This is a genomic window from Actinomadura roseirufa (genome assembly GCF_900659635.1).
Taxonomy (GTDB): Bacteria; Actinomycetota; Actinomycetes; order Streptosporangiales; family Streptosporangiaceae; genus Spirillospora; species Spirillospora roseirufa.
In genome coordinates, this window is sequence record NZ_CAACVB010000006.1 from 1 (window position 1) to 12,517 (window position 12,517).

A 12,517-nucleotide genomic window follows, 5' to 3' on the forward strand; every position below is an offset into this window, starting at 1 on the left:
CGAGGCGGGGGCGACCGCCGCGGACGGCGGCGACCGCCCGGTCGCCTACCTGCGGTCGGTGGCGCTGGTCATCGCGCTGGTCGCGGTCGCGGCGGTGCCGCCGGCGGCCGGGGCGATCGGCGTCCGCCACCTCGATCTGGGCGGCGACTACGACTTCGACGGGACGGGCGCGGCGCTGCTCGTCGCGGGCCTGCTGGCGCTGCTGGCGGGGCTCGTCGCGTTCCGCCGGCTGGACGACCGGCACGGCGTCCCGCTGGTCGCCGATCTGCGGGCCGCGCTGCAGGGCCGGGTGTACACGCCGCCGGAGCGGGAGCCGGAGCAGGAGCCGCCGGCGCGCCGGGAGCGCGGCGTGTTCATCGCGTTCGAGGGCGGCGAGGGCGCGGGCAAGACGACGCAGGCGAGGCTCGCCGCGATCTGGCTGCGCGACCACGGCTACGACGTCGTCACCACGCACGAGCCCGGCGCCACCAAGACCGGCATGCGGCTGCGCGCGATGCTGCTGGACAAGGAGACCACCGGGCTGTCGTCGCGCGCGGAGACGCTGCTGTACGCGGCGGACCGCGCCGACCACGTCGCCAACGTGATCGTCCCGGCGATGGAGCGCGGCGCGATCGTGGTCAGCGACCGGTACGTCGACTCGTCCCTGGCCTACCAGGGGTACGGGCGGGAGCAGCGGGTCGAGGACATCGCGGAGGTGAACGCCTGGGCGACCGGCGGCCTCGTCCCCGACCTCACCGTGCTGCTGGAGGTTCCGCCGCAGACGGGGCTCGGCCGGCTGCCGGCCCCGGCGGACCGCATCGAGTCCGAGCCGCGCGAGTTCCACGAGCGGGTCCACGCGGGGTTCCGCGCGCTGGCCGAGGCCGATCCGGACCGCTACCTCGTCCTCGACGCGAGCCGCCCGCAGGGCGAACTGAGCCGGGAGATCCAGTACCGGATCCGGGAGATCCTGCCCGACCCGATCCCCGCCGGGACCGAGGACGCCACGAGCACCTTCCCCGTCATCACCGACTACTGAGCCGTCCCGCCTCCGGGGCCGGGAGCGCGGACCGGGCGGTGGGACGCCTCCGGAGGCCGTAGCCTTTGGTGCATGAGCGTGTGGGATGACCTGGTGGGGCAGGAGCCGGTTGTCGCGCAGCTGTCGTCGGCCGCCGAGGGGACGGGCGGCGTGGCGCACGCGTGGCTGTTCACCGGGCCGCCCGGGGCCGGGCGTTCCGCCGCCGCGCGGGCGTTCGCGGCGGCGCTGCAGTGCGCGGAGGCGCCGCGCGGGTGCGGGCACTGCCCGTCCTGCCACCAGGTGCTCCAGGGCACGCACGCGGACGTGGAGGTGATCCGCCCGGCGGGCCTGTCGTACGGGGTGAAGGAGACCCGCGCGCTGGTCCTGCGGGCGTCGTCGTCGCCGAGCGGGGGCCGCTGGCAGATCGTGCTGTTCGAGGACGCGGACCGGGCCACCGAGGGCGCCGCGAACGCGCTGCTGAAAGCGATCGAGGAGCCGCCGCCGCGGACGGTGTGGCTGCTGTGCACGCCGTCGCCGGAGGACCTGCTGGTGACGATCCGGTCCCGCTGCCGGCTGGTGACGCTGCAGACCCCGCCGGCCGCGGCGATCGCGGACGTGCTCGTCCGCCGGGACGGGGTGGACCCGGAGACCGCGGACGTGGTGGCGCGGGCGGCGCAGGGGCACATCAGCCGGGCGCGGCGGCTCGCGACCGACCCGCAGGCCCGCCACAGGCGCAGCGAGGTGATGGCGGTGCCGCGCCGGCTGACCGGGGTGAGCCCGGCGGTCGCGGCGGCGGAGTCCCTGGTCAACGCGGCCAAGGCGGAGGCCGCCGCGACGACCGACGAGCTGAACGAGGCGGAGACGGCGGCGCTGCGGCAGGCGCTCGGGGAGAGCGCGAAGGGCCGGATGCCCCGCGGCACGGTCGGCGCGCTCAAGGAACTGGAGGCGCGGCAGAAGTCGCGCGCGACGCGGGTGAAGCGGGACGCGCTGGACCGGGCGTTGCTCGACCTGGCGTCCTACTACCGGGACGTGCTCGTCCTGCAGCTCGGGGCGGGCAGCGAGCTGGTCAACGCCGAGCTCGGCGCCGAGCTGCGGTCGGTGGCGGCGGGCGGCCGGCCGGAGGCGACCGTCCGGCGGCTGGACGCGATCATGGAGTGCCGGGAGCGGGTCGAGGCGAACGTGGACCCGCTGCTGGCCGTCGAGGCGCTCACCCTCGCGCTGCGCACCGGCTGACTTACCAGAGCTCTCCTCTTTCGTTACAGACCCGTTCGCGTCTCTCAACACACGCCGACGTACCGTCTCCTGGCTGAGTCCGACAAATCGGGCAAGCTCCCCGTCAGCCCAGGAGGTCTGTTTTGCGGCGCGCCTTGATTTCCGCCGCGTGCGCCGTCGTCACCACGACGGCGCTCGCGTTTCCCGCGTCCGCGGCTCCTACCCAGCCGCGGACCCAGGGTGAGGCATCGGAGTACGTCGTCCTCTACAGAGAGGGCGTTTCCTTAGGCAAGGCCCGCGCCGCCGTCAAGGCGGCCGGAGGTCGGGTCGTCCACGAGAACACCGACGTGGGCGTCGCCACCGTTCGTTCGGAGAACCCGAAGTTCACCGCCGACGCCATGGGTCAGCGTGCTCTGGAGGGCGTCGCGCACAACCGCGTCATCGGTCACGCGCCCAAGGCGCCTACGAAGCCCGCCACCGCGGTGGAGCAGGTCAAGGGCGCACCGGTGAAGGGTGCGCGGGGCGGGACCGCCCTGGCGGGCAAGCCGCCGAAGGGCGCCGAGCCGCTGGACGAGCTGCAGTGGGACATGAAGCAGATCCACGCCACACCGAAGGGGTCGTACAAGACCGAGCCGGGTGACAGGCGTGTCCTGGTCGGCATCCTGGACACCGGCGTGGACGGGAACCATCCCGACATCAAGCCGAACTTCAACCGGAAGCTCAGCCGGAACTTCACGACCGACATCCCCGTGGACGCGGACGGCAAGGAACTGGATGGGCCCTGCGAGTTCAAGTCGTGCGTGGACCCGGTCGACTGGGACGACAACCAGCACGGCACGCACGTCGCGTCCACGATCGGGTCGCCTCGCAACGGTCTCGGCATCGCGGGCGTCGCGCCGAACGTGTCGCTGGTGAACATCCGGGTCGGGCAGGACGGCGGTCAGTTCTATCTCCAGCCCAGCGTGGACGGCCTGACGTACGCGGCGAAGGTCGGCATCGACGTCGTGAACATGTCTTATTTTATTGACCCGTGGTTGTGGAACTGCGCCAGCAACCCTGCGGACAAGCCAGAGGACCAGCTGGAGCAGCTCACCATCATCAAGGCCACGCAGCGCGCGCTTGACTTCGCCCACGAGCGCGGAGTCACCCTGGTGGCGGCGGCGGGCAACGAACGCGTCGACTACACCAAGACCAACGTGGACGTGACGAGCCCGGACTTCGCGTCCGTGCCAGGGGAGAAGCCCTACCAGCGGACCGTCCCGGCGAGCTGTTCGTCCATGCCGTCCGAGGGTGAGCACGTCATCGCCGTGTCGGCGACCGGGCCCACCACGCGGAAGTCCTACTACAGCAGCTTCGGCAACGGGTACACGGCCGTGGCCGCTCCAGGCGGCGACAAGGTGGACGGGCCCGACGCCAAGCCCGACGACCGGCGCGGGGTCTGGGCCGCCTACCCCGAGCACATCGCCAAGCTGCGGGGGCAGCTCAACCCCGATGGCACGCCCAAGGTGCCGAACGTGGTCCGTAGCTGCAAGCGCGGCACGTGCGCCTACTACCAGTCGCTGCAAGGCACCTCGATGGCCTCGCCGCACGCGGTGGGCGTCGCCGCGCTCATCGTCAGCAAGTACGGACGGCCGGACCGCCGCCACGGCGGCCTCACGCTCGACCCGTCGGTCGTGGAGCGCGTGCTGCGCGGCACGGCCACGCCCAAGGCGTGCCCGAACCCGAGCACCGTCGAGTACGTCTGGTACAGCCTGGTGAACGGCAAGTGGGTGAAGAACACCTCGACCCAGACCTGTGAGGGTTCGCTGAGGCGGAACGGGTTCTTCGGCAACGGCATCGTGGACGCGCTGCACGCCGTACAGCACTGACCTGCTCCCTTTTCGCGGCCTCCGACCGGTTATGGTCGGAGGCCGTGAAAGGCCATGCCCTGGGGCTGATGGGCCTCGCCCTGGTGGTGGTCAGCGAGAAGCGTCTGATCGCCATCTACGGTGTGGACGACATCGTCGTCGAGGGCCGCTGAACCCTCGGGCATGATGGGGGCATGCCGTACCGGGTCACGTTCGTCTGCACGGGCAACATCTGCCGCTCTCCCATGGCCGAGTGGGTCCTGCGCCACCACGTCGAGGAGGAGGGGCTGGACGTCGAGGTGGACAGTTCGGGTACGGGCGGCTGGCACGTGGGCGACGGCGCAGACGACCGGACGGTCGCGGCGCTGCACCGCGCGGGCTACCGGTCGGCCCATATCGCCCGGCGGTTCGAGGCCGACTGGTTCGACCGGTACGACCTGATCCTGGCGCTGGACGACGGGCACCTGCGGGCGCTGCGGTCGATGGCGCCGGACGCCGAGGCGCTCGCCCGGATCCGCCTGCTGAGGGAGTTCGACCCGGCCGCGGACGGCGACCTGGACGTTCCCGACCCCTATTACGGCGGCCGTGCAGACTTCGACCTCGTCCTAGAGATGGTGGAGGCGGCGATACCCGGCCTCTTGGAGGAGATCCGCGCCGGGCTCAAAGCCGCCTGACCTACGGGAAACACCGTGCGGGGCGAGAAGGCGCGAATACAGCGGCTGGTCGGATCCGGAGTCGAGAGCATCGACGACCTGGGGTCGAGCCACTCCTGGACCCTGCACCGTGTGAGCCTGCACGACGGCCGCGAGGTGTTCGTCAAGGCGGCCGACGACCAGGCCGGGGTGTTCGCGGCGGAGGCGGCCGGGCTGCGGTGGCTGGCCGAGGCAGGGCCGGACGTGCCCGTCCCCCCGGTGCTCGGCGCGGACGAGCGGCTGCTGATCCTGCCGTGGCTCCCGCCCGCCCCGCCCGGCGCGGAGGCCGCCGAGCGGTTCGGACGCGACCTGGCGGCGCTGCACACCGGGGCCCGTCCGTCCGCCTACGGGGCGCCGTGGGACGGGTTCATCGCCGACCTTCCCCTGGACAACACCCCGGACGGCCGGGCCTGGCCGCAGTGGTACGCCGAGCGGCGCCTCGCCCCGTTCCTCCGCGCCGCCGCGCGGCACCTGCCCGCGGACGGCGTCCGCCTCGTCGAGCGGGTCATGGCGGACGCCGGATCGCTCGCCGGGCCGCCGGAGCCGCCGAGCCGCGTCCACGGCGACCTGTGGTCGGGCAACATCGTGTGGACCGGAGGCCGGGCCATGCTGGTCGACCCCGCGGCCCACGGCGGGCACCGCGAGACGGACCTCGCGATGATGGCGCTGTTCGGCACGCCCCACCTCGACCGGATCCTCGCCGCGTACGACGAGGCGGCCCCACTGCCGGACGGGTGGCGCGCACGGGTTCCCTTGCATCAGCTCCACCCGCTTCTCGTGCACGCGGTGCTGTTCGGTGGTTCGTACGGTTCGTCCGTGGTCGAGGCCGCGCGCGCCGCGCTGGCGGCCGGGTAGCGAGCCAGGTCACCGGGACTTCCCGGTAGCGTTTCGTCTATATCTGGTTACGCTTCGTGTTCGAGTGATCGGGGAATGAGCGCCAGGGATTCCCGACGGGGCGGAGGCGGATCATGGCAGGGAGCGTGACGTTCCACCTGAACGGCGAGCGCGTCGTGCTGGCGGACCCGCCCCCCGACCTGCTGCTGATCGACTACCTGCGGTCCCCGGAGGTGGCGCTGACCGGGGCCAAGAAGGGCTGCGGCCAGGGCGGCTGCGGCGCCTGCACGGTGATCCTCTCGGACTGGGACGCCGACGCCGGACGGGCCCGGCACCGGGCGGTCAACTCCTGCCTGCGGCCCGTCTGCGCACTGGACGGTCTCGTCGTCACGACGGTCGAGGGCACCGGGACGGCCGCCCGCGCGGCTCCGCCGCACCTGTCCCACCAGCCGTCGTACTCGCGCGGGATCTCGCCCGATCTCGCCGAGCCCCCGGCCGTCGCCGAGGCCGCCCGGATGGCCGCGGCGCTGCACTCGGCGGCGACGGCGGAGTCGGAGGCCGCGCCGGGAAGCGGCCCGGTCGAGCGGGCCGCCGTGGAATCGGGGGACGGGGAAGGCGAGGAGGGCGCGGAGCCCGCCGGCGCGCGGATGAACCCCGTCGCACACCGGCTGGCGATGAACAACGGCACCCAGTGCGGCTACTGCACCACCGGCTTCGTCATGACCATGACCGCGTTGCTCCAGGAGAACACGGCGCCCACCAAACGCCAGGTCGAGGACGCCTTCGACGGCAACCTGTGCCGCTGCACCGGGTACCGCCCGATCCTCACCGGCATGAAGACGTTCGCCGCGGACTGGTCCGAGCAGGACGAGGCGAACCGCATGAAGTGCCTGAGCGAGCGCACCGGAACCCCTCCCGCGCCGGACGTCCGCGTGGCCTTCCCCGAGGAGGCGCGCCGGGCCCCGCGCCCGGTGCGGTCCGGCGGCGCGGGCAAGAGCTGGGTCACCCCCGTGTCGCTGGCCGAGCTGCGCCGGATCATGACGGAGAACGAAGGCCGCGCCGTCCGCCTCGTCCACGGCAACACCTCGTACGGGATCTACCCAGAGGAGGTCGCCGGCGCCGAGGTGCTGGTCGACGTGCGGCTCATTCCCGAGCTGCGCGTCCGGGCGGTCGGCGCCGAGCACGCCGACCTCGGCGCCGGGACGTCCTACCGCGACCTCATCGAGGTCCTCGGAGCGCTCCGCGAGCAGCGGGGAGACGGGGAGAACACCCGGCTCGGCGCCCTGGAGTTCATGGCGCGCCGCACCGCCGGGACGGTCGTGCGGAACGCCGCGTCCCTCGGCGGGAACACGATGCTCGTGCTCGACCACATCCGCGCGGGTGTCGGAGAGCCGTTCCCGTCGGATCTCTATACCGCCCTGACCGCCGTGGACGCGGGCATCGGCGTCTGGCGGGCCTCCACCGGCGAGGCGCGGCGGATGTCCCCGGCGGAGCTGACGGCGCTCGTCGCCCAGCAGCCGACCGTCCTGCGCGACCTGGTGATCCTGGACTACCGGATCCCCTACGGCGGTGCCGGTGAGGTCGTCCTCGCGCAGAAGGTCGCCTTCCGGGAGGTCAACGCGCACGCGCTGGTCAACGCGACCACGAACCTGTCGGTCGCCGGCGACCTCCGGGTCACCGAGGCCGCGCTGGTCTACGGCGGCATCGCCCCGTTCCCCTGGCGCGCCGCCGCGACCGAGGCGGCCTTGACCGGCCGGAGACTCTCCCTGGACGACATCGGTGCCTTGGAGCGGACCCTCCGCGAGGAGGTGCAGCGGGAACTCGACTTCTGGAAGCCCCGCATGGCGACCGTCCCCTCGGAGGGCGTCACCGACGCCTACCGGATCGAGCTGGCGGTGACCTTCCTCTACAAGGCGCTCGTCAACGCGCTGCTGGAGCGCGCCCCGGACGAGGTGCCCCCGAAGGTCCGCAGCGCGGGCGAGATCACCTGGGGGCATTGGGCGGTGAGCGACGGCCGCCAGTACTACGAGAGCGAGGAGTGGAAGGCCCCCGTCGGCCGCCCCTACATCAAGCTGATGGCGATGCACCAGGCCACCGGCCAGGTGCACTACACGCACGAGATCCCCGTCCCGGCGACGACGGCGCACGCCGCGTTCGTGCCGAGCCGCCGCGTGCTCGCCGACTTCGCGTTCGCCGCCCCCGGCGAGAGCGGCGACGGCGAGAGCGGCGACGGCGCCGAAGCGGGCGGCGCCGGCGGTGCCGGGCGGTTGCGCGACCATCTGCAGGAGCGCTTCGGCGAGGCGTTCATCGAACTGATCACGGCCGCCGACGTCCCGCCCGCGGGCATCAACCTCCAGGGCATGGGCGGCGACCAGCCCCTGTTCGCGCCCGGCCGCGTCCACTACGCCGGCCAGGCCCTCGCGCTCGTGGCGGCCGGGAGCGAGCGGGAGGCCACCGAGATCGCCGAGTACGTCGCGACCAGGTGCGTCGCCTACCGCCCGATCACCTGGCCCGCCCCGTGGAACCGGCCGCCCTGGAACGAGCCGCCCTGGACCGAGCCGGTCCTGTCGCTGGAGGACGCCGTCGCCATCGGCAGCGTCTACCCCGACTGTCCCAAGGCCGCGCCGTTCGTGTCGCACATCTGGAAGATCGTGCGGCCCGGCGGCGACCTCGGCTGGGTCGACCGCGACCGCGCGCCGTTCGACCCGCGGATCGTCCGCCGCACGGCCACCGTGGACGGCGTGCCCTGCGCCGTCGTGGCGGGCGACCAGCGGACCGGCGGCCAGGCGCACTTCTACCTGGAGACGCAGGCATGCGTCGTCGAGCCCGCCGACGGCGACCGCTGGGTGGTGCGGCCGTCCACGCAGAGTCCGATGGAGATGCACCAGACGGCCGCGATGGCGATCGGCGTCGAGCACAACCGGCTGGAGGTCGACGTCCGGCAGCTCGGCGGCGGCTACGGGGGCAAGACCGAGCCGACCCGTTTCGTCGCCGGTCCCGCGATCGTCGCGGCGCACGCGCTGCGCCGCCCCGTCCGGCTCGTCATGCCGCGCGAGCAGGACACCGCCATGATCGGCAAGCGGCATCCGTACTACGGCCAGTACCAGATCGCGATCGACCGGGGCGAGGTCCGCGCGGCCGACCGGGGCCTCATCCGCGGCTTCCACACCGCCATGTGGGGCGACGGCGGAGCCTTCTACGACTGCTCGTTCGTCGTGTCGAACTGCGTCCAGCTGCGCGCCGACAACGCCTACCGGGTGCGCAACTTCGAGAGCCGGATCGACGTCTGCCGCACCAACACCGCCCCGAACACCGCGTTCCGCGCCTTCGGCGACGTCCAGTGCAAGCTGATCATCGAGAACGCCATCGACGACGCGGCGTTCTCCGTGGGCATGACGGCCGAGGAGGTCCGCGAGAAGAACCTGTACGACCGCGGCGACGTCACGCCGTTCGGGCAGGCCCTCACCTACTGCTACATGAAGGAGGTCTGGGCCTACCTGAAGGAGGTGGCGAAGTACGAGGAGAAGAGGGCGGCCGTCGACGCCTTCAACGCGGCCAACACCTGGCGCAAGCGCGGCATCGCGATGATGCCCGTCAAGTACGGCTCGGGCTACAACTTCACCCAGCTCGAACAGGCCGCCGCCCACATCGCGGTGTACGCCGGTGACGGCAGCGTCGTCATCCATCAGGGCGGCGTCGACATGGGCCAGGGCTTGATCACGAAGGTCGAGCAGGTCGCGTCCTACATCCTGAACGTCCCGTTCGACCTGCTGCGCGTCGAGGGGGTGCGCACCTCCGTCGTCCCCAACCCGACGAGCACCGGCGCGTCCACCGGCACCGCCTACAACGGGGAGGCGGTCAAGCAGGTCTGCGAGAAGCTGCGGGCGCGCCTCACCGACTTCGGACACTCCCTGCTGCGCGATTACGGCGACGAATGGTGCAGAGCCCGCGGGGTCGACTTCTGGAACTACGGAAGGCAGGGCTGGGCCGCGCAGGTCCCCGGCACCCACCGGATCGTCTGGCAGAACCTCGTGCAGCTCGCCTACCAGCAGCGGATCGGCCTGGTCGAGACGTTCACCGCGCCGATCCACGGCGGCGAGGCGCCCGTCCCGGCACTGGTCTTCAAGCCGGGCGGGCAGCCCGGCATCCCCGGCATCGAGGTGGACGAGCGGGCCGTGCCCGGCGGCGGCGTCGACTCCTTCACCGGCTTCACCTACTCGGCGGCGTGCTCGGTCGTGGAGGTCGACATGCTCACCGGCGAGGTGAAGGTCCTCGGCTCCGACCTCGTCTACGACATCGGCCGGTCCCTCAACCCTGCCCTGGACATCGGGCAGGTCGAGGGCGCGTTCGTCCAGGGGATCGGCTACGTGCTCACCGAGCGGGTCGTGTTCGAGCCGGACGGCGTCGAGAAGGGACGGCTCAACAGCGTGAACACCTGGCGCTACAAGCCGCCCGCCGCCGCCACGATTCCGCTGGAGCTGAACACGCACCTGTTCCCGCGCAGCCGGGCGGCGGGCGTCCCCGACGACCTCGGCGACCTGCTGTCGGCCAAGGAGGTCGGTGAGCCCCCGCTGGTGCTCGCGGCCGGGGTGTTCCTCGCGGTGAAGGCGGCCGTGCGAGCGTCGAGGCTGGAACGCGGACTCGACGGCCTGTTCCGCCTCGACGCACCCGCGACGGTGCAGGAGGTCCGCCGCGCCTGCGCCGTCGACCTCACCTGACGTCCACCCTTTGAGATCCAGCGGTGCGCCCGGCGCAGGACGAGGGCGACTCCGGGAGGACGGGTGCTCGCCGTGAGGTGAATGCTGTAGAAACGACGGGTCGGCACAGCGGCGAGCAGCGGAGAGTTGAGTGCGGGACGACCCCATGGACGGCAGGCGCAGGGAACCGGCTCGGGGCGCTCGGCTCGCCTCGGCGTGCAGGACCGTCGTGCCGGTCGGCGTCGCGGCGGGCGTGGCCCTGGTCGCGGGCGGCGCGGTGGACGTCGTGCACAACCGCCAGCGCGCCGAGAAGCAGGAGCACGCCGCGAACACGTCCGCGAACTCCTCGTCCCGGACGGGGCTCGCGGGGAAGGACGCTGCGGGCGCCCAAGGCGGGCCCGGGTACGTCGTCGGCGTCCGGACGGGCGGCACCGCGCTCGTCGTCCGCGACGCCCGGGACGGAGGCGAGACCGGTCCCGCCGTCGCCGCGCCGCGGGGCCGCCGCTTCCACCGCGTCTCGGCCGCCCGGGACGGCTCGTACGTCGTGTCGTCCTACGCCGCCCGAAGAGTCCGCTTCGAGCGCCTCGACCTGGACGACGAAGGCCGGCCCGAGGAACTGGAGGAGATCCCCGGCGTGACCGTCGCGGGCGTGTCCACGGCCTACTCCGACCTCGCCGTGAACCCCGACGGCGACCGCATCGCCTACGTGACCTACCGGGGCGCCGCCGCCCGCGTCGACGTCGTGTCCGTCCGTACTGGGCGGCACAAGGCGTGGGCGACCAGGCTGCCCGCGCGTGTCGGCAGCCTGTCGTGGGCGGGCGACACGCTCGCCTTCGTGTGGAATCCGCTGCGCGTCGTGGGCGGCCGGCGGGTCGAGGCCCGCCACCAGGTGCGCGTGCTCGACACCCGCCTGCCGTCCGGTGATCTCAAGGCGAGCAAGGCCGTCCTGGACCTGCCGCAGGGCGGCGCCGCCGTGCTCGGCCGCGACGGGCGGACGATCGTCGCCGGGCACGCCCGCGGCGGCCAGATCACGCTGCGCGCGTTCCCGGCCGGGACGCGCGGGCCCGCGAAGGTCGTGGCGCGGTTCGCCTCGGCGGGACGGGTCGCGCGGCTGGACCCCGACCGGACGGGCGGCCGCCTGCTCGTCGCCGGCACCGACGGCCGCCTGTACGCGGGCGGCGCGTCGCTCCCGGCCCGGGACCTCGCCGACGCGGCCTGGTGAGCCGCCGCCGGCCCACCCGGCGGGACGCGGCGCGCGCCGTCCCGCGACACGGATGGATCTTGCTCGCCCGGTAATCCCCGAAAAACGGAGATAGCGGCCTAGAGTGGGGCGCACGGAATCGGGCGAACGGAGCGAAACCGTGGGCATGGTGATGGCAGTCAGCTTCACCCGGTACGGCCGCCTGTACTACCTCGATCCGGGCCCCCACTCGCCGGAGGTCGGCGATCGGGTGCTCGTGCCCACCGACTCCGGCCCCGAGGTAGCCGAGTGCGTGTGGGCGCCGCAGTGGGTCTCCGACGACATCGGCGGGCTCCCCGAGTGCGCCGGGCCCGCGACCGAGGAGCACCTGGCGCGGGACGAGGCGAACCGCCGCCGCCGCGCCGAGGGCCGCGCGACCGCCAAGCGGCTGATCCGCAAGCACGGCCTGCCGATGAAGGTGATCGGGGTCGACTTCCTCGACCACGAGAACGTCTTCAAGATCTATTTCTCGGCGCCGCACCGGGTGGACTTCCGCGCGCTGGTCCGCGACCTCGCCCGCGGCATCAGGTCCCGCGTCGAGCTGCGCCAGGTCGGGCCGCGCGACGAGGCGCGGCTGCAGGGCGGGATCGGCCCGTGCGGGCGCGACCTGTGCTGCGCCACGTTCCTCAAGGACTTCGAGCCCGTGTCCGTCCGGATGGCGAAGGAACAGGACCTGCCCGTCAACCCGCTGCGCATCGCCGGTGCCTGCGGGCGGCTGATGTGCTGCCTGAAGTACGAGCACCCGCTCTACGTGGAGGCGCACCAGCGGATGCCAGCGCTCGGATCCCGGGTGGATACGCCGAACGGGCCCGGCCAGGTGGTGGCGCGCAACGTGCCGTCCGACCGCGTCACGGTCCGGCTGAACGCGGGCGGCCGGTGCTCGTGCCCGTCCGCCTCGGTCTGTTCTCCCCGTCAGCAGCACGACGAGATGCACAACGGGGAGTAGCCCGGTCCACCGCGGCGGTTCGGCGCGCCGGGGCGCGTCATGCGATTGGCGGCGC

The 12,517-nt window shown here is 73.0% G+C and carries 8 protein-coding genes; all 8 read left to right on the forward strand.

Features of this window, described 5'->3' with window-relative positions; translation table 11 throughout:
• Positions 1 to 1,015 (forward strand): dTMP kinase (tmk, locus tag E1291_RS02380; protein ID WP_131735858.1); only part of this gene is annotated, 1,015 nt, incomplete at its 5' end.
• A gap of 72 nt (positions 1,016 to 1,087) precedes the next feature.
• Positions 1,088 to 2,227, forward strand: coding sequence for a DNA polymerase III subunit delta' (locus E1291_RS02385; RefSeq protein ID WP_131735859.1), 1,140 nt, complete (start codon positions 1,088 to 1,090; stop codon positions 2,225 to 2,227).
• A 122-nt stretch (positions 2,228 to 2,349) separates the two neighbouring features.
• Positions 2,350 to 4,074 (forward strand): S8 family peptidase, encoded by a 1,725-nt coding sequence (locus E1291_RS02390; RefSeq protein ID WP_131735860.1) that lies wholly within the window; start codon positions 2,350 to 2,352, stop codon positions 4,072 to 4,074.
• A 173-nt stretch (positions 4,075 to 4,247) separates the two neighbouring features.
• Complete coding sequence (locus tag E1291_RS02395; RefSeq protein WP_131735861.1) at positions 4,248 to 4,727, forward strand: low molecular weight protein-tyrosine-phosphatase; 480 nt, start codon at positions 4,248 to 4,250, stop codon at positions 4,725 to 4,727.
• A gap of 15 nt (positions 4,728 to 4,742) precedes the next feature.
• Positions 4,743 to 5,600, forward strand: coding sequence for a fructosamine kinase family protein (locus E1291_RS02400; RefSeq protein WP_131735862.1), 858 nt, complete (start codon positions 4,743 to 4,745; stop codon positions 5,598 to 5,600).
• 113 nt (positions 5,601 to 5,713) lie between these two features.
• Positions 5,714 to 10,297: a molybdopterin cofactor-binding domain-containing protein gene (locus E1291_RS02405; RefSeq protein ID WP_131735863.1), complete on the forward strand. Its 4,584-nt coding sequence runs from the start codon at positions 5,714 to 5,716 to the stop codon at positions 10,295 to 10,297.
• A gap of 130 nt (positions 10,298 to 10,427) precedes the next feature.
• Positions 10,428 to 11,498, forward strand: coding sequence for a TolB-like translocation protein (locus E1291_RS02410; protein ID WP_242613889.1), 1,071 nt, complete (start codon positions 10,428 to 10,430; stop codon positions 11,496 to 11,498).
• A gap of 145 nt (positions 11,499 to 11,643) precedes the next feature.
• The gene (locus E1291_RS02415; protein WP_131735924.1) at positions 11,644 to 12,462 is read left to right on the forward strand and encodes a PSP1 domain-containing protein; all 819 of its coding nucleotides are present in this window, start codon (positions 11,644 to 11,646) and stop codon (positions 12,460 to 12,462) included.
• Positions 12,463 to 12,517 lie beyond the last annotated feature (55 nt).

Excerpts from the sequence above, each read along its gene's own strand:
- E1291_RS02405 (WP_131735863.1), top strand. The coding sequence starts at position 5,714 with ATGGCAGGGAGCGTGACGTTCCACCTGAACGGCGAGCGCGTCGTGCTG.
- E1291_RS02415 (WP_131735924.1), top strand. The coding sequence starts at position 11,644 with ATGGTGATGGCAGTCAGCTTCACCCGGTACGGCCGCCTGTACTACCTC.
- E1291_RS02385 (WP_131735859.1), top strand. The coding sequence starts at position 1,088 with ATGAGCGTGTGGGATGACCTGGTGGGGCAGGAGCCGGTTGTCGCGCAG.
- E1291_RS02395 (WP_131735861.1), top strand. The coding sequence starts at position 4,248 with ATGCCGTACCGGGTCACGTTCGTCTGCACGGGCAACATCTGCCGCTCT.